Genomic DNA, 21,151 nt, shown 5'->3' with positions numbered 1-21,151 from the left:
AAAATTTTATTTTTCGTTACATTATGTATATAAGTAAGTAAAAACTTACTTGGAGCCAGATGCTTCAGTGCGGGCGGGCACTGCCCTACTTCCTATCCTCGTAGCGAAGTATTGAGTAATAAATACCAACCACCGGCTCCCAACACTATCCAGGAGCAAAATATGATCAGAGCGTGCTTGCTTGGGCTTATCTGTATAGCGATTTGCGCGCGACCGGCTGAAAGTGATGATACAGCCGGTATAGTAAAAGAAATCACGGGCGATCTCGCTTATGTATCTGGACTCAACGGAGCGGCATCCCTGGGCAGCCAATTGCAGATGGACAATGGGTCAACGCTTCAGGTCATCAAAAAACTCGACGACGACGTACTCGTAGCTCGCGTAGTCGAAGAAAACGGCTCACCCGTAAAGGTAGCGGATCGCATTCGCGTTGTCACCACGCAGACTTCTGACGATGCACCGCGCGCTGTTTACGCCACCCGCGTCGATAAAGGTCCCAAAATGGACGGACGTTTGGACGACCCTGCGTGGCAAAATGCAAAACCCATCGAGGGATTTGTCCAGCGCGACCCGGGCTACTGGGTACCGAGCACCGAACGCACAACAGCCCGTATCGTTTACGACCAGAGAAAAATCTATTTTGGATTTGAATGTTTTGATTCTGAGCCACACAAAATCGTGGCAAATAACATGCGGCGCGATTCGCAATTGTGGGGCGATGACAATGTACAAATTCTTCTGGACACTTATAACGACCGTCAGACCGGCGCATTCTTCTTCGTCAACTCCCTGGGCGCAAAGCGCGATCTGATCCTATCGCGGGAAGGCCGCACCTACAACGACGATTGGGATTGTATCTGGGAAGCCAAAGGCCACCGGGACGATAAAGGGTGGTCGGTTGAGGTGGCGATACCATTTGATCAACTGAGATTTAAGGACGAAGATGATGCGGTATGGGGCATTAACCTGGCGCGATTTATCGCCCGCAAAACCGAATCGACAGCACTGATGATCGGACAAAGATCGACATCACCAACGCAGCGCTATCGCACCACAGACCTCGCAGAACTCAGAGGACTAAAATCCTTAAAAACCCGCCGCGTATTTCAGATTAAACCCTATGTATTGCCCGGTGCTGTAAGAGATTTGCAGGCAGAAGACCCATCTGTACAAGAAACTTTTGAATCCGGTGTAGATCTGCGGTATGGCCTCACGCCCAACATGATACTGGACCTGTCTTACAATACCGATTTTGCCCAGGTTGAAGGAGATCAGGAGGAAGTAAACCTGACGCAATTCTCGCAATTCTTCCCCGAAAAGCGCGAATTCTTCCTGGAGGGATCCACCCTCTTTGATTTTGGCGAAGCCGCCACGAGACGCGGAGGGGACAGCCGCCCGCCCACGATCTTGTTTTACAGCCGCCGAATCGGCCTGGAATCGGGGGAACCCGTACCCATTCTCCTGGGCAGCAAACTGGCGGGCAAAGCCGGCAAGACGAGCATTGGTGCATTGAATGTATTGACGGATTCCAAAACGCTTCAGGATGATACATTTGTTCAACGCAGCAATTTCTCGGTCTTGCGCCTGAAACACGACGTGATGGCGCGGTCAAATATCGGTGCGATTGTTGTGAACAAACAAACCCCTATTCCTGGCTCAGGTTGGGACCAGTACAACCGCGCTGCCGGGCTTGATTTCAGTTTTTCGCCATCCAATGCCCTCAATTTTCAGGGATTTTACGCGAAAACCTGGGATTCTGCTGAAGATGCGCCGACAGGGGCCGCGGGATTTTTACAGGCCACCTATTCGGGGGGTATTTATTCCAGCACGCTAAAATACGTCGATATTGGAGAGCATTTTCTACCCAAAGCCGGATTTGTCAACCGCCGCGCTGGGTTGCAGAGGCTTCGGCGATACGAGGCACAATTCAGAGCGCGCATACCCGCCAACACGAATCTCATTCGCTATATATCCACGGGACCGAGGTTTCGGCTCTTTACAGATCCCAGTGACCCAATAAATAAAATCAAATTCTGGGATTTGCAGGTATCTACTTACACGCGGTTCAACGCTGGAGACTGGTATCGGGTAGAATTTGCGAGAACACACGACGTGGTCGAGCGCACGTTCAAGCCATCCAAAAAACGACCAGATATAATTATTCCACACGGCACATACAATTTTACGAAATTCAGAACCGGTCCCTATCCGAGTCGCTCGCGAAAAGTCCGCCCCGAATTCGACATTGAAATCGGCAACTATTACACGGGCAAGCGATATAAACTTTCACTCGAAAATACCTTCACGCCTTCTGGAAAACTTTCGCTTGAAACCGACTACGAAGTCAACTGGCTGCGCTTACCCCAGGGCAACTTCAATATTCAGATATTGAGCAACCGCTTGATCTATTCATTTTCCACGGACTTTTATGTCAAACTATTCGCCCAGTGGAATAATGACCGAGAACAGGCCAGCGTAAACGTATTGCTGAATTACCGCTTCCGCCCCGGCAGCGATATCTACTTTGTTTATGACCAGGGCTTTGACGTCACTTACGGCCATAACCTGGATGACCGGGATCCCCTGCGCGAATGGGGCGAAAGAAACCGGGCCGTTCTCATAAAAGTCTCATACATGCTGGGGATGTAACCCCTCTCCCATAGCCTAAACTAAAAAGACCGGACAAAGCGTCCGGTCTTTTTTTTACCCGCGACCAATATAAGGCATCTTGGTCGCCATAATCGTCATAAATTGAACATTTGCATCTAAGGGAAGGCTCGCCATATTGAGCACGGCTTGCGCGACGCCCCTGACATCCATCGTAGGCTCTACCAGAGTAGATCCATTGGCTTGCGGAACCCCTCTTTTCATGCGCTCGGTCATATCGGTCGCTGCATTGCCAATATCGATTTGCCCACAGGCGATATCGTATTTCCGCCCATCGAGCGAGGCGGATTTGGTCAAACCGGACACCGCGTGTTTGGTCGCCGTATAAGGCGCAGAATTTGGACGGGGGACATGCGCCGATATCGATCCATTATTAATGATCCTCCCGCCCCGGGGCGTCTGGTCTTTCATAATCTTAAATGCCTCCTGAGTACACAGAAAAACACCCGTTAAATTGGTATTGACGACCGTTTGCCATTGCTCAAAAGTCAAATCCTCGAGATTGACGCCGGGTGCGCCCACACCCGCATTGTTGAAAAGCACATCCAGGCGTCCAAATTTCTCTTTTGTCCGTGCAAAAAGATTTTCCACAGACGCTGGATCGCCAACATCTGTCGGCACAACAAGCGTTTTTGAATCATCTACACCCGCTTCACTTACCGTGGCTTTTAAGGGATCTTCCCGTCGTCCTGCCAGAGTCACAGAATATCCCGCATCCAAAAAGGCAAGCGTGGTATATTTCCCAATCCCGCTACCCGCGCCAGTGACAATTGCAACTTTGCTACTCATAGTCAAATCTCCTGATGGGTTGTGGTTTATGTCTGACGCATGATAACATACAGAACGCATAAGTCAAAAAATTTATATACAGCCAGACGCACGAGGATTTTAGCACCATTTCTCAAGTTCAGGCATCATGACTATTTTTATTTGGCAAATCTATGTCTCTCATGTTATCATGCCTTATAAGGGCTAATAAAAATGCTTAAACCCCCACAATAAGGAGGAAAACCATGCGCCTATTAATCCTTGCAACCCTATCCATCGGTCTTCTAACTCAGCCGCTTCAGGCCAGGATTGGGTCACAGTCAAGTGCCAACACAGACTTTGATGCGAGCGGCACAGTCGATTTTCCCGACTTCTTGCTCTTTGTCGGCAAATTCGGAGCACGTCAGGGCGATGAGAGGTATGAAGCCCGATTTGACCTGGATGGCGACGGCGAGGTCGCGTTTGGAGATTTTCTAATATTCGTCGGACAATTTGGCAAAGAAGTGCCTAAGGCTATGGAAAAGATATACTGGACAGACTCCGGCACGGGTGGCGACAACCCTCTACAGGATGATAAAATCCAGCGCGCCAACCTCGATGGCTCCAACGTTGAAACCCTCCTTACCTACGACAACGCGTTGCGAATTCCAAGGGGCATTGCACTGGATGTAGCCGCGGGAAAAATGTACTGGACGGACTCCGTCACAGATAGCATTCGGCGTGCCAACTTCGATGGTTCTGACATAGAACTGATCATAGATACCAGAACAATCGGTGGCCGGACCGGGAAGTGACTGGCCACCACCCCGCGTGGCATTGCTATGGATCTGGCAAGCGATCCCCCAAAGATGTACTGGATAGATGCGGGCAGGGCCAATGTCGATAATGGTAGAATCTGGCGCGCAAATCTCGACGGCTCCAGTCCCGAAGCCCTCGTCACCACTGGATTGGTTAATCCGCAGAGCATCGCCCTGGATGTGGCCGGAGGCAAAATGTACTGGACAGACTCCGGCACGGGTGCCCCCAACCCACTTCAGGACGATAAAATCCAGCGCGCCAACCTCGATGGCTCCAACGTCGAAACCCTCCTCACCTTCCAAAACTTCTTGCGGGTTCCAAGGGGCATTGCTCTGGATGTAGCTGCGGGAAAAATGTACTGGACAGACATCGTCAGAGATAGAATCCGGCGCGCAAATCTCGACGGCTCCGGCGCAGAAGATATCCTCAACACCAGAACATTCGGTGGACAGTCACTCGGCGGTCCGGCCACCGCTCCGCGCGATATTGCTCTGGACCTGACAAGCGATCCCCCAAAGATGTACTGGGTAGATGCTGGCACCGGTAACGTCAATGACGGTAAAATCTGGCGGGCCAACCTCGATGGCTCCAGTCCCGAAGCTCTCGTCACCTCTGGATTGGTTAACCCACATGGCATCGCTCTGATACTCGCGCCATAGTCTGTGAAACCCTCGGGTTCGTCCCGGTGCTGGGCGAACCCGTTTGCGGTCTCACTTTACTCCCTCCTCCTCGATACCCTCCCCTCCTCACAATGCATCCGCATTTTTTGGTTCTTGTTTGTCCAGACAAGACGCATTATTTTGCTGTTCCTGGAAAAGAACAATAATAACGTTATTTTTATGAAAGGATGGACAATGGCGATTCTGTTTGTCCGGACGGAAAATTTGGAACGGTCATGGCCGTATGTGCCTGAGGCACTGATGGCGCGGCTAAATGAATTAGACGAAGTGCGCATAGTACAGGTAGAACGCGGCGTACCACTTTCGGAATTGACGGATTTATCGCATATATCTGCCATCGCGCTATTCGGTGGACAGTTGACAGAAGCGTGTTTAGCACGCGCGCCCGAATTAAAAGCCGTGGGAGGGGTGCTGGATAATTGGGGCCATCGCTCTCTTCCAGTCGATGGCATGTTTGAACGCGATATCCCCATCATTGATGGCACGCGCGCGTGGGCGGCATCTGTCGCAGAAATCACGCTCGCCCTGACATTAAATGCCCTGCGCTTGATACCGCAATGGCACAAACGCATGGCATCGGGAGAACGCCTGTGGAATTTTGAATACGCGCAATTTTGCGACAATCCAGATTTTGTCAACGGCACATTGGGAACCAAAACCGTCGGCGTCATGGGGCTGGGACAAATCGGCGGACGGATGGCAATGTGGTGCAACGCACTCGGCTCGCGCGTACTCGGCTACGATCCATTTATTCCAAAATCGCAGTTAGATGAACTCGGCGTAGAAGGCGTGGAAATGGACACCCTCGTAGATGAATGCGAGATAGTCGTCGTCACCATACCGCCAACGCCATCTGCCAGAAAAATCCTATCGCGGGAACGCATTTATCGGTTGCGCAAAGGCAGCCTGGTCGTAATAACCACCCGCGCACATGCCGTCGATATGGATGCACTGCGCGAACGCATTATCGCCAACGAACTCGCCGGTGCATTTGACGTATATGACAACGAGCCGGTACCAACAGACGACTTATTGCGCAATCGGAACAATGTGGTACACACCCCCCACATTGCCGGACGCACGCGAGATGCGAACTTGCAAGTCGCCGAAGTAATCGGCGATGATTTCGAGCGAATCTTAAATGGCGAAGCACCCCAGGCTCGGCTCTCCAAAGAAGCGATAGACGTGCGGGGATCGCGCACAGATCTGCCAGCGATGCAGAATCAATAAACCCCTTACAGGAGGAAACATGAAACTCGGACTCAACTCAGTTCTTTTTGGCGCGTGGGACATGGAAACCGCTTTTAAGTACACAGCCATGGCCGGATACGACGGCATAGAAGTCGCGGCAATTAGTGGCATGAGCCAGCATCTCGTCCTCGACAACTGGCTTGAAACAGCCCGGGAAGCCCGACGTCTGGGACGTGAATACGGCCTCGAACTCCTCGCCATGGAACAACCCAGACAAGACCCTGAAATGATGGAAAAAGCATTTCAAGCTGCAAACGAAGCCGGTATCCCCGTCGTCAATTGCGGTCCGGGAGGAAAATCAGACGATGAAGAAACCTTCCAGCAAAGCATCGACTCCCTTGGCAACCTCGCCAACATGGCCGAAAAATACGGCGTAACCCTCTGCGTCAAAGCCCATGTGGGCGCAGCCATCTACAACACCCCAACCACCCTGCGGGTGATGGAAGCCATCTCATCTCCCGCATTTGGCATTGACATGGACCCCTCGCACATCCACCGCGCGAACGAAAATCCAGTAGAAGCCATCGCAGCCGTCGTCTCGCGCGTCAAACACGTCCACATCCGAGACTGCAAAGGCCGCGAACGCGGTCCAGGCGCCCCTGAAAACCAGGCCAATGGCCGCGGCGACATTGACCTCGTCGGTTATATCCGCATCCTGCACGAAAACGGTTACGACGGACCCGTCAACCTCGAAGTCATCGGCACAAGAGCACAGGGACAAAGCCTGGAACAATGTTGCATCATCGGCGCAGAAGCTCGCGGACACATGCAAGCATGCTTGCAAGCGTGCGGCGCGCGATAAACAGGAACCTATCATCCAACACAGAAAGATCTCTCACCATGCCCGATAAACCCAATATCCTCTGGATCTACGGCGAAGACCTCTATCCCAACCTCGCCTGCTATGGCACGCCAGCAGTGCAAACCCCCAACATCGACAAACTCGCATCGGAAGGCACGCTATTCACAAATGCGTTTGTCACCTGCCCGGTGTGTTCCCCGAGCAGATCGGCCATCATCACCGGCCGCTACCAAACCAGCTTTGGCGCGCACAATCACCGCAGCAAGCGCGACACCCCATTGCCCGAACACATTCGCCTCATCACCGACTACTTCCGCGATGCGGGATATTACACCTGCAACAGCCCGGGACCGCCCTTTGATAAACCCGGCAAAACCGACTTCAACTTCCAGCGCAAAGGCGTCTTTGACGGCATCGACTGGACCCAACGCGCCGAGGGCCAGCCCTTTTACGCCCAGAACAACATCACAGACACCCATCGCAACTTCACGCCCGACCCGCAAAATCCCGTCGATCCCGACGCCGTAGAGATCCCACCTTATTATCCCGATCATCCCCTCATCAGAAAAGACTGGGCAATGTATCTCGAAAGCGCTCAGGTCTTTGACCGCAAAGTCGGACAGGTGCTCCAGCGCCTCGAAGACGAAGGCGTCGCCGACAACACCATCGTCTTCCTCATCGCCGATCACGGACGCGCGCACATCCGCGACAAACAATTTCTGTACGACGGCGGCATCCGCATCCCCTGCATTGTGCGCTGGCCCGGGCACATCGACGCGGGCGTCGTAAGCGACGAACTCGTCAGCGGCATAGACCTCGCACCCACCGCGCTCTCGCTCGCGGGTTTAGACGTCCCCCCGGAAATGGAAGGCAACATCTTCCTCGGTCCCGATGCAAAATCCCGCAGCGAAATCTACTCAGCACGCGACCGCTGTGACGGCACAGTAGATCGCATCCGCTGTGTACGCACCAAAAATTACAAATACATACGCAACTACCACCCCGACCGCCCCTACATGCAATTCAACCGCTACAAATACCAGCAATACCCCCTCTGGACGCTCCTTCCCCTGCTCGACAAAGAGGGCAAACTCACCGAAGCACAGGCAAAATTCCTCGCGCCCTATCGCCCTTACGAAGAACTCTACGACCTGCAAGCCGACCCCCACGAAGTCGAAAACCTCGCAGAATCGCCAGACCATCAGAACGTGCTCAACGACCTTAGCGCACGCCTCGACAACTGGATCGAAACATACGGCGATCAGGGCGAAATCCCCGAAGATCCAGAGGTCATCGCGGCACAAGCAGAAGACATGTACGACAAACACCAAAGCGCAACGGACAGCCACCTATCGCCCGAAGAATACATAAAAGCCTGGGAACAGAAATTGCTGGGATAAGAGGTTGCTTATGTTCTCTTCCCCACAAGAATCCGTCATCCGGCGCATGACCCGCCTATCCCTTGAGCACAATGCCGTAAACCTCTCTCAAGGGATCACAGACGAACCCGTACTCTACGACCTCGCCTGGGCGGGCATCGCCGCCATTCTGGGCGGCTCAGATGAAGGTGCCGAGCAATTGCACGCGCTCGCCCTCCGCGATCTCCTCTCGCGTAACCCGGGCAACGATAACCGTTCACTCAAAGACCTCTGCGCCATCCTCCAACCCCAGCACGACCGCTACAACCAGTACTCCTTTCCCTACGGATTGCCCGAACTGCGAGAAGCCATCGCAGACTACACCCGGCGATTCTACGCCTTTCGCCCCAACCCCGAAACGCAAATCACCGTCACCGCAGGCGCGACCGAAGGACTATCCTCAACACTTCGCGCCCTGTGCAATCCCGGCGATGGCGTCATCGTCTTACAACCCTTTCACGAAATGTATCCCAACCAGGCCAGCCTTTTCGGGCTGCATTGCGAATATGTCACCCTGTGCGAAAAAAGCGATGGCTGGGCGCTCGACAAAGACGAATGGACCGCCGCGGCAAAACGCGCGCGCGCACTCATCCTCAACACGCCACACAATCCCACGGGCAAGGTATTCTCCGAATCAGAACTCGCCTTCATCGCAGCCCTCTGCTGCAAACACGACCTATTTTTAATCACCGACGAAATCTACGAACACATCCTCTACGGCGATTGCGTTCACATCTGCCCCGCAACACTCGCTGGCATGGCCAAGCGCACCATCATCGTCAACGCCATCACCAAAACCGCCAACGCCAGCGGTTGGCGCGTCGGCTGGGTCATATCGCCCGAACAACACACCCCGCAAATTCGCGCTGTTCACGACACCCTCGTCGTACAGGCCCCCACCCCCTTGCAAAAAGGCGCCGAGCACCTGTTGCGGTTGCCCGACGCCATCTTCAACAATATTCACAAACCATTCTTACAAAAACGGGATCTGCTCCTCAACGCACTCCAATCCACCGGATTCAAAATCACCCCACCCGACGGATCCTACTACCTCTTTGCCGATTACCGCTCTGTCCCCACCTTATGCGACATGAACGCAACCGACGCTGCCATGTACATGACCCGGGAAATTGGCGTCACTCCCGTACCCGGCGACAACTTCTACGCAACGGGCAACGAAGGCGACCGGTACCTGCGGTTTGCCTTCTGCCGCACCCTCGACAGCCTGAGCGAAGCAGCAGAACGGCTGAAAAAGCTGACCTGACTTTATCGCCGTTCGTATTCGAATGGGAACGTCACAGGTTCACCATCGTTTGCCCACGATCTCGCCATCGCCACGTCAATCTCCCGGTCCTTGCGACCGATGTAAGCCCCATATTCTGGCTCGGTATCGTTGCGAACGGCATTTGCGATACTCATCAATTCTGACGCAACGGTAATTTCGCCATCACTGAGCGGATAATTTTGCAACGGATTTTCCCACACCACCTCTGGCGTTGTATCCGCCACGAGTGCGGCGAGGGTCTCAAACCCATCGACATCGTTGGTTTTGCGGGCGACCGTGATCTTGCGCTGCTCATCGGCGGTATCGTTCAGAATGACCGCTTCATCGCGGAAGCACATCCCGCGCTCGGCGTAGAACTTCGTGCCGTTGAAACCCCGAAGCGGCGAACCGTAAGACAAACTGCTGAAATGGAATACCCCGACTGCGCCATCGGCAAATTCGATAACGCCTTGCTGCCAATCCTCTGAGTCGCGTGTCGGCTGACCTCGCCGCCAGACATGCTCCTGCACTGCGAAGCTCTTTCGCAAACCGAACACGCGCAGGGGTTCGTTATCAAACCCGACGTAACTGCGAATCAAGCCAATCCCGTGATACCCGTGTCCGCGAAACTCGTTATAGGCAACATTGATCTTGCCGAATACACCCGCCAGAATCATCTCGCGTTTAATCCGTTCCGATGGCACGCGATAATAGTTTTCGTTGACCTCAATCTTCGTCCCGTGCTGCTTTGCGGACTCGATCATCTCATCCGCCCAGCCGAGGTCTGTGTCAATCGGCGTCTCGGTGCAGTAACTCACGCCATGTTCAGAGCACAACAGCCCCGGGATATGATTATTGCTCGGGGTAATAACGATGGAGCAAATATCTGGCTTCTCTTTTTCCAGCATCTCAGCGGTATCTGTATATGCAGCAACGTTATACTTTGCGCCCTGCGCCTTGACAGAATCTTCGCTTACATCGCAAACAGCGACCAGTTCAAGGTCGTCCTTCAACTTGGCAATGAGCGGAAGGTACACGCCTGTACCGCGATTCCCCGTGCCGATATGTGCAATTTTGAGCTTGTCCATTGATATGCCTCCAATTGAAGAAAGCTGACATAGTATGCCCTTCAGCCTCGCCTCTCACGCCTCACAAAGCATCTTAAACAACGCATCCGCAATAATAAAGTGCCCTGTTCGATTGGGATGCACAGGCTCTGGACAAAAAGTTTCTGAACCTCTATATTCCAAATGCGCCTGGAAAAGATCGTGCAACCGCAACAGCTTTGTTCCGTACTTCTCGCTCATCTTCTCCACAATGCCGATATACTCCGGAATCAACGCCATAACCTCGCTCTGAAACGTCTGCCCGGATGTATCCGTCGAAATATAAAACGGCGTAATCAGCACAATTGGACACCCAATCTCCCGTTGTGTCGTATCCAAAATCGCATCGTATAATTCTTCAAAGCGCGCGGGCGGAACCGCATCCTCCGCCTGTCGCAAAACGCTGTGCAAATCGTTGATCCCGATCTTAATCGACAACTTATCCGGCGCGTGGTCAATCACGTCTTCTCGCCAGCGCTCGTGCAAATGCGTCACGCGATTGCCGCCAATTCCCCTATTGATATACGCGATCTTTCTCTCGGGAAACTGCGCCGTCACAATCTCTGTAAACGCCCGCACATACCCACTGCCCAGCGGTGCCTCAGCCGCCCGCCGACCACAATCCGTAATACTATCGCCAATAAACAACATCGTCTCGCCATCTTGAACCCAAAAATCGGACATACTATTCTCCTTGTAAGCGGGTAGCTATCAGCGGTCAGCAGTCAGCGGTCAGCCCGCCCATTCAACCCCCAATCTCCAACCGGAATATCATATGAAACAATGGTTCATCTACATCTTCATCGCAACCTGTCTCTCAACGCGCGGAATCGCCCTTGCCGAACCCGTCACCGTATATGCCGCAGCCAGCTTGACGAGTGCTCTGCAAGATCTCTCCAAAACCGTAGAAAAACAGGGCATACCGTTGCGAATGTCTTTTGCCAGTTCTTCGATCCTCGCCAAACAGATAGCCCTGGGTGCGCCTGCGGATATATATTTCTCAGCTAATGTAAAATGGATGGATTTTTTGGCAACGGAAAAATTGCTCGAACCCAATACCCGAATCAACCTGCTGGGCAACGCCCTCGTAATCATCTCCCCCAAAAATGAAAAATTCGATGTTGCGCCCCATGCGGACTTTGACTTCCCCGGCGCATTCCATGGACAATTAGCCCTGGGCGACCCATCTCACGTGCCTGCGGGTATCTACACTGTAGAAGCCCTGAAAAAATTGGGCTGGTGGACATTGCTCAAAAACCGCATCGCCCCGGCAATGGACGTACGCGGCGCACTCACACTGGTCGCCCGCGGAGAATGTGCAGCCGGCATTGTCTATGCCACAGACGCGAAGATTAGCGATGGCATCGCGGTAATTGCCACACTCCCCGATTCCCTATTGCACACACCCATTGTCTATCCCATCGCCATCGTAAAAGGACGACACAAACAAACAGTCGAAGCCGCCATGCACTTCTTTCAATCAGACACAGCGGCTGTGGTCTTTCAGCGGTATGGATTCCGAGTGTTGGATTCAGGAAATAAAAAATAAATCTTTTTTTATTGATATAACCTTGAATATTGAGTAATCTATTCAGGCTGGAGGTCATTAATGCCAAGGGTCAGCAACATACAGGGACCATATCGATTTTTCTTTTATAGCTTTGACTGCCATGAACCTCGGCATGTGCATGTGAGACGAGACAGAAGAACATGCAAATATTGGCTCGAACCCATTGCATTATGTAAAAATTACGGCTTTTCTCCTCATGAACTGAATGAAATTCGGCGGTTGATCCAATCGAACTACGTGATAATTTTGGAGGCATGGCGTGAACACTGTGAATAATACTGAACCTCGTATCAAAACCATTGAGATCACTGAGGAATTGATCATCGCGGATTTGGTGGATGGTCGAATAATCAGTGTACCGCTCGTTTGGTCCTGGCGACTTGCAGACGCAACGCCTACTCAGCGTGAAAACTATGAATTTATCGGCGATGGTCAGGGCGTTCATTGGCCGGATATTGATGAAGACATCAGTGCAGAAGGCATGTTAATGGGTGTACCCGCACGGCCCACTAAACAGCGTGTGTAAAGTGCGGGATAATATCTCTACTCCCAAAGGAGTCCAAGCGCCACTGAAATTCCCGAAGTGAAAGGATACTTATGTTTTACCCTCAGCAAGTCTGCTCGCACAGTGGCTTGCAGACCGATATGTGCGTTACTGGGCAATAGAAATGCCATACCGGCAGAGTAGCGGGAACCTATTTCTGGAGCGCAGTCCCACAAGTAGTTACAGGGACTGTCGCTATTGAAATAGTTGTTTATCAATGCTATACCCACTGCAAAATCCGCGAGCATGACAACACGCGGGCTACGCTTAACGACACGTTGGTGAACCAGCAACAGCGATAATGACTTATATGTTTTGCCATCTCTGGGCTGAGGGGGAAAGCCATTGGGATTTATTGGTAATATCTGCACAACTTGACGCGTATATTTCAGTCCAAATCGCGAAGATCTCTCGCCCGAAATCATACGACCAAAATAAAAAGATAAAGACCAGGGTAGTCCTTCTTGTGCTTTCTGTCTGCGATCAAGGTAGGAAGTATATCCTGAGAAGATGTTTCGGGAGGATGTATTGATTCCCTGATTCCAGCCGACTTCAAACATTAGCCCAGTTTCACGCCTGTTCACTTTCCTTACAGAAAGTGAATCGGTCGTCTCTTTAAGCCTGTCTATTTCACGGTACGACTCTGCAAGGATCAGCTTTTGAATGCGCTCGAAAGTTATCTGTTCCTTCCAAAAACCGCGTCCAATGGTCAAACTCTCCTGATCAACGGCTTTAATATATCCTTCTACAGTATCCAGTTTCTCCCACTTCCCTGAGACTTGATCCCGCTTACCCGTCCCATAGATAACTTCGGCATAGGCACCGACTTCAACATTGCTACTGTCAATTTTCCCGGCTTTAAGGACTACCCCTGCCAACAGTGCCTGTGGCAGGAACACGCTTAGCACCAAAACGATTGTAGCTATTCGTGCCATGAGTTCTCCCTTCCGAATCAGTGAACCACGCCCTAAAAATTGAACACAACACTGAGAATATGCACTCGGGGATCCTCAATACGATAATTGAAGGACCTGCGCGCGTAATCCACCTTAACACCTCGACCACCTGTGGTCTTAAACTGCAAGCCACCTCCCCAGGTAATGGGATTTGCAGAACTCCAGGATCCTCTGGATCTCCGTCCTCCTCGCAACGATACACCCAGAGAGTAGCCCGCTGCCTGGTACAAATACGTATATTCCATGCCCATATTCAGTTCAACAGCCTCGTCAAAATTAATCTCTGTATTCACATCCAGAACCAGGTCCAGCGTATGTGGCAAGGGCCTCATTCCCGTCAGCGAAACCACATCAATGAGCACCCCCAGGCGGATAATCTCCTGAAGCTCCAATTCCTCCGGCTTGCCTAACCCACCTGTACTCAAGTTATGCACGCTCAACGCCATCACCAAATTCTGAAGCCCCACGGAATACGCGCCCACATCAAAAACAAAAAAATTGTGAACATATTTTTGAGTTGTGTCTGGATATTCATTAAATAAGCCATCTTGAACATATTTGAAATAATCGTGATGCACCAGCTTGGCGGTGGTTCCCGCTGCAACCCGGCGAGTAATGTTAAACGCATAAGCCCCGGAAATAGCATATTCGCTATCATTCTCATCGTTATTATCGAAAGTCACCGCAGAAAGCCCGAATGTCCCCTTGCCTGGCACATTTGTTGAAACGCCAGCTATGTAATTCCTGGAACCACTAATCCAATCTACGTACGTAAAATACGCCTCTCGACCTTCCATAAAAGCCAGTCCTGCCGAATTGTACAGAATGGCCTTCCCACTCCCAATCAACCCCACGCCAGCCTCACTCAAAGCTGCGGTGCGGCCATTGTTAGGAAGAAACAAAACAAGGGACCCCGTTGATCTGATAAGCGTCCGGGCGTCCCCCCCGCTTGCCATTAGCCATATATACAGTGTGCATAGCCCAATTAGAATACATCGTCTCATGATCAAATATTCTCTTGATTGAAGCATCCTGAAACAATCCTAAAACTCTAAAAGCGGTCCAATAGCTGCCGACATCCCCGAAATAAAAGGATCTGGGAAATACCCTACCAACCAGCCTTTTCGCACACTGGCTTGCAGACTGACGCGCGAATGAACAGGCATCAGAAAAGCAATCCCCACAGACCCGCATGGAAAGTTTTTCGGAGATTCTAACTGCTCCCCTCCGCTATTGTAAGAAGAGCTTTGATACGATATACCGCCCGCAACATCTACCAGCACGACACTTCGTTTGCTCTTATGAACGACGCGTTGATAGACCAACAAAATCGAGACCAGCCGAAATGTGAAACCAGATATATGCCGATCTCTATGTCGCCTAAAATCTTCTTCCAGCACCAAAGGGAATCTTTGTAAGAGTTCTTGTTCGGGAAATTTCGGGAATATCTGTACTGTCTGATAGGTCCCTCTTAGTCCAAGTCGCCCCTGTCTCTCGCCTGAGAAAATAGGATTGATATAAAGAGATGCGGACAAGGGCAGTCCTTTGTTGGTTTTATAACCACTGCTATAGAAGTCCAGAAATTCTGTTCTAATACCCCAAAAATAGCCAGCTTCAAACATCAGACCTGTCCTAAACCTGGTTTCCATTCTCACAGAAAGCGAATCCATTGGCTGGCTGAGTTTGTCTATCCCGCGGTTATCGTCTAAAATTGTTATCTTTTGAACGCGGGCCAAAGCGATCTGCTCTTCCAAAAACCGTTCGCCAACAATCAAATACTCCGCATCAACGGCTTTGACATATCCTTTTACTTTCTTTACACCTTCCCACTCTCCTGATACTGGATCGCCCTTCCCATAGATAACCTCGACAAAATCACCGACTTCAACCGTGCTGCTATCAATCTCACCGACTTCTAAAACAATCTCCGTCTGCAATGTCCGTGATCCGAAAGGCGAGTCAATCCCTTTGACGCTATCCATCTCGTGATCAGTGTCTGGAATCGTCAGCATTTGAATGCGCTCTAATAGAATCTCCTTCTTCCAAAACCGCTCGCCAATAGTCAAAGTTTCCGAATCAATAGCTTTGATATATCCTTTTACTGTATCCAGTTTCTCCCACTCTCCTGACACCGGGTCCCGCTCTCCCTTCCCGTAAATGACCTCGACATAGGCACCGGGTTTAACCGTGCTGCTATCAACCTCACCAGCTTCAAAGACCACCCCTGCCAACGAGGTCTCTGACATACACATGCACAAAACCAAAACGATTGTAGCTATTCGTGCCATGAGTCCCCCTTTCCGAATCAGTGATCCACACTCTAAAAATCAAAAGCAACACTGAGAATATGCACCCGTTCATAAAAAAAAGATTCAAAGGACTTGCTTGTGTAATCCACCTTCAAACCTATACCCTGGGTCTTAAACAACACGCCAATGCCCAGGGTGTTGGGATCTATGATGCTCCCGGGCCTTTTTTTTCGTCCTGCTCGCAGCGAAAATCCCAACATATCGCCTATAGCGGTCTGGTACGTATATGTATATTCAAATCCTATATCTGTGTAGAAACCATCCTCAGAATCATTTGGATTATTCACATCTACGACCAGATCCAGAGTATGAGGCAAGAGATCGAAATTCATCAGCGCAATCAAATCGAGAAGCACACCCAGCCGCACATTCTTCGGAAGTCCCCAACGCTCTGGCTCACCTAACCCGCTCGTGCTCAAGTTCTCCACGCCCATCGCGATCACCGTGTTCCGAAATCCTGTGGCAAAATACGTGCCCAAATCAAAGGCAAAGACATTTTGCGTACGCTCTGGAAAGCTCTGATGAATCAACTTGAGGGTGGTCCCCAATGCAATCCGGTCAGTGATCAGGCCTCCATAAGCCCCAGAAATAGCATACTCGCTGATTTCTAGCGTGGTATTCTCGGACTCGATAGGACCGGTATCGTGATTCTCAACAGAAAGTCCCAATGTCCCTATACGCGGCACATTTGCTGAAATGCCAGCCACATAATACTTGATACTACTAATCCAATCTACATACGTAAAATACGCTTCCCGACCTTCCATAAAAGCCAGTCCCGCTGGATTGTACAAAATAGCCTGTCCACTCCCGATCAACCCTACCCCAGCCTCACCCAGAGCTACCGTGCGGGCATTGTTGGGATACTGCAAAAAAGTGAACCCCGTCCCCGTTACCCCATCGGACTCCTGGGCCAATCCCTCGCCTGCTATCAACCCAATCCATAGCCCAATTAGCGTATATTGTCTCATGGTCAAGCCTTACCTTTCCCAATTGAACTGGTGGTATTTATCATGCAACAATCCTTAAAATTCTAAAATCGGTCCAATAGCCAATGATATTCCCGACTTAAAAGGCGTGATGGATGCGTTCGGCTTTGGCTTGTATAAATTTGCTCGCATCGAGGCCTGTACACCAATACTCCGATAGATAGGCAATATAAATGCAAGCCCAGAAGAGATATGCGTACTGGACGCGGGAAAACAAATCCCGTCGCAGTACCTGAAGTCGTCATTTGTGAGCGACTTACCCATCGCAATCTCCGCCACTACCATACCTGCTGTGCTTCTTAGAACCACAAATTGATAGTTCAGCAGCAGCGATGACATCCAGAGGCGAGAGTGTTTGGGAAAGGGACCTCTTGCATCTGCTTCTACGACTTGGCGAATATATTTTATTCCCAGTCGCCAACGCCTCTCACCCGTAAGAAAACGGCCAAAATAACAGGATACAGACCACGGCTGTCTCGTTTGTGTGTCGAAGCCCGCGGCATACGCCCCTCCTCCGGGGTTAGATATCCAGTAAACATCATAGGGATAGACGCCTCCATTCCAGCCAATTTCAATATTCAATCCCACACCGCGCCTGCTCTTTATTCTTGAATCTTTTTGCCCTTGAATATCTCGTTGGTGTTTTGCAACAGCGAGTGTATCGATGTCACTGTATGCTATTTTCCAGTTCTTCCAAAAACTTTCCCTACTCTGGATTACAATACGATCTGAGTCCTTGCCGACAATCTTTCCAATGGCAGTTCCCCTATCTCCGCCTGATGTATAAACGACCTGAGCATACCATCCCGTCGCGACCATTGACGTGTCAATCTCTCCGCGTGCCATAATCGCAACGGCCTTCTGATCAAAACGTTGTATAGCGGTCTGCGCTGTCTGTAACACTGACTTTTTGATTTCGCGAGCAACTTTTAAAATCGTCAGCCTTTGAACGCGCTCCAAAGCGATCTCCTTCTTCCAAAACTGTTCCCCTATAATCAACCGCTCTGCATCAACGGCTTGAATATATCCCCTTGCCGTATCCAGTCTCTCCCACTCCCCTGACACTGGATCTCGTTCTCCTCTCCCATAGACAATCTCGACATAGGAACCAGGCTTAACCGCGCTGCTGTCAATCTCACTGGCCTCAAAAACTACCCCTGCCAGCAGTGTCTCTGGCATACATACGCTTAACATCCAAACGATTGCTGTCATTCGTACCATAATTTCCGCCTATTGAAATAAGTGAATGCAGCCGTTAGCTCGAGAAGGAATAAGTCTCTGAATTAAAAATTAAACGTCAGTGCGGCGCGAAGCCCTTTTGAGGATGTGCCTGCATGCCGCGGCCAAGCAGGCAGGGGTGCAAGACTCAAGTTGAGGCGTTGCGGCGGCACCTCGACCCATTTGTCGGATTTTGTCATTGCGCCAATGAGGGTAGAGAGAATACATATAGGTATAGATATGCCCATCCCAACAAGTGCTAATCCTATTCCGTCCCAAGATTCAGGATTGTCTGCAGACATATATGCAGCCAAATAAATCGCAGACCCAACACCGAGGCCGATAGCCATTCCTTTGCCGGTATTTCTATTGCCTTTGATAGGTACTTCCAAATTGGAGATTGAAGAAACAGGCACCGGATAAAAGCTATGTCCTCGTTGGATGATGAGCGTGTCTTGAGCCATGTTAATGAGTTTGCCAACTATCCACTTTTTTGAGACTGAAGGAGCCTGCACACGCACCCTGACATCGTATTTCGCACCGCTCTTTTGATAGCGTTCTATGCTGCGCCAATTTTTGGCAACAAGGAGCGTATCAATATTGTGGTATGCTATTTTCCTGACCTTCAACAACCCTTCTCTAATCAAGATATGACTTGAATCTCTATCGGCACTATATACAGTTGCGGTTTCTTTTACCCCGTTTGACGTATAGACGACGTGGATATACCTTCCTTTCGTAATTTTTGAGTGGTCAATCTGCCCGCGAGCCATGACCGTGACGGTCTGACTGAGTTTCTGTATAGCCTGCTCTGTATCGATTCCCTCCTGTTTTCTCATATCTCGCATAAATCGGTCCACCTCATTTATCTGCTTTATTGGTGTGGTTGACTCGTCGCTCATGATCACTGACAGCACTTTGTCATAAGCAATGGTCTCCTTGCCGAAAATTGCTCTGCTACGAATCTGAAATGTGGGCTCGTCAATCGCATCAATCCATCCTTTTGCCAATTTCTGTTTGCCTTTGCTATCGTAATATGTGACTGCAACGTAGGCATCTTGGACCAACGTACTGGCATTAACCTCTGTGCCTTGCAGATATGTAGCTGCGTGTGCGAGTGTGGGCATCATCGCATTGAGCAGGATTGCTGTAGTGACCAGGATGGCGATGGCTCGAATGACGTTGTGCTGAGGTGAGCTAACGCCCAATTGGCTTAAATGACATTGTGTTCTGCGTGAGCCATACTTCGTGTGCATATACATGAGATTCTCCTATTTTGTATTTGATATAACCTTAAATATTGAGTAATCTAATTCAGGCTGGAGGTCGTAATGCCAATCGAACTACGTGATAATTTTGGAGCCAATTAAAACCGCAACGTAGCCACCGCCAACAAATTGCCTTCGCGGTCGGGTGCGAGACCCACAGAAAAATAGCTCGCTTCGGGCGGTCTGCGCGACAACTCAGAGCCGATTACTGCACCAATAATTGGAAAAATTACAACGGCCTTCGCCGCTAAACCAACATCAACAGGGATCAGTCCCATACCTGCGCTGGCTCCTATAAAAGAGCCCACAAACGAACTCGCAAACTGATCATAAGGATCCACCATGCTCACACCGACCGCCACGCCGATTGCATAGCCGGCCACCAAACCTATGGCCTTCTTGCTATAACTGTCCCCTGTATCGGAACCCAGGCGTGCTAAAGGGATGCCTACCACAAACCCACCAGCCATCTTTATGGCTATCCGACGGCTGGGATCCATCATCCCTATGAGGTGTGTGATACCTGAAGCAGGCGTTACAATAGGAGTAGGTTTTGCAATGACTGTGACAAGGCTTATGACGTTGTCGTAGGCGATGACTGTCCTATTTCTAATGTCTCTGCGACCAATGGTAAACGTGCTGTCGCCAATCTCATCAATCCATCCCTTCACAACTTTCTGCTCACCGCTGCGGTCGCTATAGGTGACATGTACATAAGCATCTCGAACAAGCGTATTGGCATTGACACGTGACCCATGCAAGAGTATGGCGGCGTGTGCGAGGGTGGGGACTATCGCGTTGATCAAAAGGGCTATGGTGATAAAAACGATTGGTTTCACGATGTTCTCCTTTAACATTGTCAATTTGATGACATGACTTTACCAAAAGCATTGGCAAAAATCAGAAAATCACCAATACCAATCACGCCATCCCCATCCAGATCAAACTGCGCGTCATACCCCTCATCGCCCTCACTAAACCCAAACTGCTCTACAAAAAGCAAAAAATCGCCAATACCAACAATCCCATCGCCATTGAAATCGGGCGTTGGCGTCTTGTCAAACAAGACCTCAACACCTCTGTTCTGAAGGGCTGGAATATGGGTGTTGATGGCTGGTGCACTCAGCGGATTATCCACAAGATTCAACCAGGTCAGATTGGTTGCAGACTCAAGCCCTACCAACTCGCGAATATTGCGATTGCTCGCATCCAGAGTAGTCAAACTCGCTATATCCGTCACCGTAATGGGTGCAAAACGCGACTTACCCAGCGCATCCCGAATCACCGCGTGAAGATTGGCATCGGGCATATAGACCACAGGCGTGATATACTCCGACACATCCCATAGCAGAGCCGTGCCATCACGAGAGCCTGACGCGAGCGTAGTGCCATAAGGCAAGAACGCAACAGAATAGACCCCTTCCCTATGCCCTTCGAAAGTGGCGATATTTTGTCTTGTCGAAACATCCCAAAGCTTGATTGTTCTATCATAAGATCCAGAGACAAGTATTGTACCATCGGGCGAAAATGACGTAGAAGGAAC

General features: G+C 50.6%; 21 protein-coding genes. 10 read left to right on the top strand and 11 right to left on the bottom strand.

The window, feature by feature from the left end; genetic code table 11:
• Positions 1–162: 162 nt before the first annotated feature.
• Positions 163–2,649: a DUF5916 domain-containing protein gene (locus tag OXG87_05405; GenBank protein MCY3868974.1), complete on the top strand. Its 2,487-nt coding sequence runs from the start codon at positions 163–165 to the stop codon at positions 2,647–2,649.
• A 54-nt stretch (positions 2,650–2,703) separates the two neighbouring features.
• Here OXG87_05405 and OXG87_05400 read toward each other — a convergent pair whose 3' ends face one another.
• Complete coding sequence (locus OXG87_05400) at positions 2,704–3,456, bottom strand: SDR family NAD(P)-dependent oxidoreductase (GenBank protein MCY3868973.1); 753 nt, start codon at positions 3,454–3,456, stop codon at positions 2,704–2,706.
• A 224-nt stretch (positions 3,457–3,680) separates the two neighbouring features.
• Here OXG87_05400 and OXG87_05395 point away from each other — a divergent pair, with 224 nt between their 5' ends.
• The 6 genes from OXG87_05395 to OXG87_05370 all read left to right on the top strand — a co-directional run bounded on the left by OXG87_05395 (position 3,681) and on the right by OXG87_05370 (position 9,648).
• Positions 3,681–4,229 (top strand): hypothetical protein, encoded by a 549-nt coding sequence (locus OXG87_05395; protein ID MCY3868972.1) that lies wholly within the window; start codon positions 3,681–3,683, stop codon positions 4,227–4,229.
• A 27-nt stretch (positions 4,230–4,256) separates the two neighbouring features.
• Complete coding sequence (locus tag OXG87_05390; protein MCY3868971.1) at positions 4,257–4,892, top strand: hypothetical protein; 636 nt, start codon at positions 4,257–4,259, stop codon at positions 4,890–4,892.
• Between the two features lie 195 nt (positions 4,893–5,087).
• Positions 5,088–6,143, top strand: a complete 1,056-nt coding sequence (locus OXG87_05385) for an NAD(P)-binding domain-containing protein (GenBank protein ID MCY3868970.1) — start codon at positions 5,088–5,090, stop codon at positions 6,141–6,143.
• Positions 6,144–6,162: 19 nt separating this feature from the next.
• Positions 6,163–6,966, top strand: a complete 804-nt coding sequence (locus OXG87_05380) for a sugar phosphate isomerase/epimerase (protein MCY3868969.1) — start codon at positions 6,163–6,165, stop codon at positions 6,964–6,966.
• 38 nt (positions 6,967–7,004) lie between these two features.
• A complete protein-coding gene (locus OXG87_05375; GenBank protein MCY3868968.1) occupies positions 7,005–8,366 on the top strand; it encodes a sulfatase in 1,362 nt (453 codons plus the stop codon).
• Between the two features lie 10 nt (positions 8,367–8,376).
• On the top strand, positions 8,377–9,648 hold the full coding sequence (locus tag OXG87_05370; GenBank protein MCY3868967.1) for an aminotransferase class I/II-fold pyridoxal phosphate-dependent enzyme: 1,272 nt from the start codon (positions 8,377–8,379) through the stop codon (positions 9,646–9,648).
• Between the two features lie 2 nt (positions 9,649–9,650).
• Here the strand turns inward: OXG87_05370 and OXG87_05365 are convergent, their stop codons facing one another.
• Both OXG87_05365 and OXG87_05360 read right to left on the bottom strand, forming a co-directional pair.
• Positions 9,651–10,736 carry a Gfo/Idh/MocA family oxidoreductase gene (locus OXG87_05365; protein ID MCY3868966.1) on the bottom strand — a complete coding sequence of 362 codons (1,086 nt, stop codon included), beginning with the start codon at positions 10,734–10,736 and terminating at the stop codon, positions 9,651–9,653.
• Positions 10,737–10,790: 54 nt separating this feature from the next.
• A complete protein-coding gene (locus tag OXG87_05360) occupies positions 10,791–11,438 on the bottom strand; it encodes an SGNH/GDSL hydrolase family protein (GenBank protein MCY3868965.1) in 648 nt (215 codons plus the stop codon).
• A 91-nt stretch (positions 11,439–11,529) separates the two neighbouring features.
• Here OXG87_05360 and modA point away from each other — a divergent pair, with 91 nt between their 5' ends.
• The 3 genes from modA to OXG87_05345 are packed head-to-tail and all read left to right on the top strand — an operon-like array spanning position 11,530 to position 12,850.
• Positions 11,530–12,303 (top strand): molybdate ABC transporter substrate-binding protein, encoded by a 774-nt coding sequence (gene modA / locus OXG87_05355; GenBank protein MCY3868964.1) that lies wholly within the window; start codon positions 11,530–11,532, stop codon positions 12,301–12,303.
• 60 nt (positions 12,304–12,363) lie between these two features.
• Entirely contained in the window at positions 12,364–12,600 is a 237-nt protein-coding gene (locus OXG87_05350) for a DUF4160 domain-containing protein (protein MCY3868963.1), read from the top strand.
• Positions 12,584–12,850 carry a DUF2442 domain-containing protein gene (locus OXG87_05345; protein ID MCY3868962.1) on the top strand — a complete coding sequence of 89 codons (267 nt, stop codon included), beginning with the start codon at positions 12,584–12,586 and terminating at the stop codon, positions 12,848–12,850. Before OXG87_05350 ends, OXG87_05345 begins: the two co-directional genes overlap by 17 nt.
• A 17-nt stretch (positions 12,851–12,867) precedes the next feature.
• On the opposite strand, the gene OXG87_05340 is transcribed toward OXG87_05345, so the two are convergent.
• From OXG87_05340 to OXG87_05305, 8 genes are all read right to left on the bottom strand, one after another.
• Positions 12,868–13,803, bottom strand: coding sequence for a hypothetical protein (locus OXG87_05340; GenBank protein ID MCY3868961.1), 936 nt, complete (start codon positions 13,801–13,803; stop codon positions 12,868–12,870).
• Between the two features lie 32 nt (positions 13,804–13,835).
• Positions 13,836–14,726 (bottom strand): hypothetical protein, encoded by an 891-nt coding sequence (locus OXG87_05335; GenBank protein ID MCY3868960.1) that lies wholly within the window; start codon positions 14,724–14,726, stop codon positions 13,836–13,838.
• 141 nt (positions 14,727–14,867) lie between these two features.
• Complete coding sequence (locus OXG87_05330) at positions 14,868–15,956, bottom strand: hypothetical protein (protein ID MCY3868959.1); 1,089 nt, start codon at positions 15,954–15,956, stop codon at positions 14,868–14,870.
• Positions 15,957–16,144: 188 nt separating this feature from the next.
• The gene (locus OXG87_05325; GenBank protein MCY3868958.1) at positions 16,145–17,104 is read right to left on the bottom strand and encodes a PorV/PorQ family protein; all 960 of its coding nucleotides are present in this window, start codon (positions 17,102–17,104) and stop codon (positions 16,145–16,147) included.
• A 54-nt stretch (positions 17,105–17,158) separates the two neighbouring features.
• Positions 17,159–18,343, bottom strand: a complete 1,185-nt coding sequence (locus tag OXG87_05320) for a hypothetical protein (protein ID MCY3868957.1) — start codon at positions 18,341–18,343, stop codon at positions 17,159–17,161.
• Between the two features lie 62 nt (positions 18,344–18,405).
• Entirely contained in the window at positions 18,406–19,602 is a 1,197-nt protein-coding gene (locus OXG87_05315) for a hypothetical protein (GenBank protein MCY3868956.1), read from the bottom strand.
• Positions 19,603–19,706: 104 nt separating this feature from the next.
• Entirely contained in the window at positions 19,707–20,447 is a 741-nt protein-coding gene (locus OXG87_05310) for a hypothetical protein (GenBank protein MCY3868955.1), read from the bottom strand.
• A gap of 20 nt (positions 20,448–20,467) precedes the next feature.
• On the bottom strand, positions 20,468–21,151 hold a 684-nt coding region (locus OXG87_05305), incomplete at its 5' end, for a hypothetical protein (protein ID MCY3868954.1).

The sequence above is a fragment of the Gemmatimonadota bacterium genome (assembly GCA_026706845.1).
In the GTDB taxonomy this organism is placed as follows: Bacteria; Latescibacterota; UBA2968; order UBA2968; family UBA2968; genus VXRD01.
Note: the sequence above shows the minus strand (reverse complement) of the source record. Positions and strands in the feature narration are given on the sequence as shown.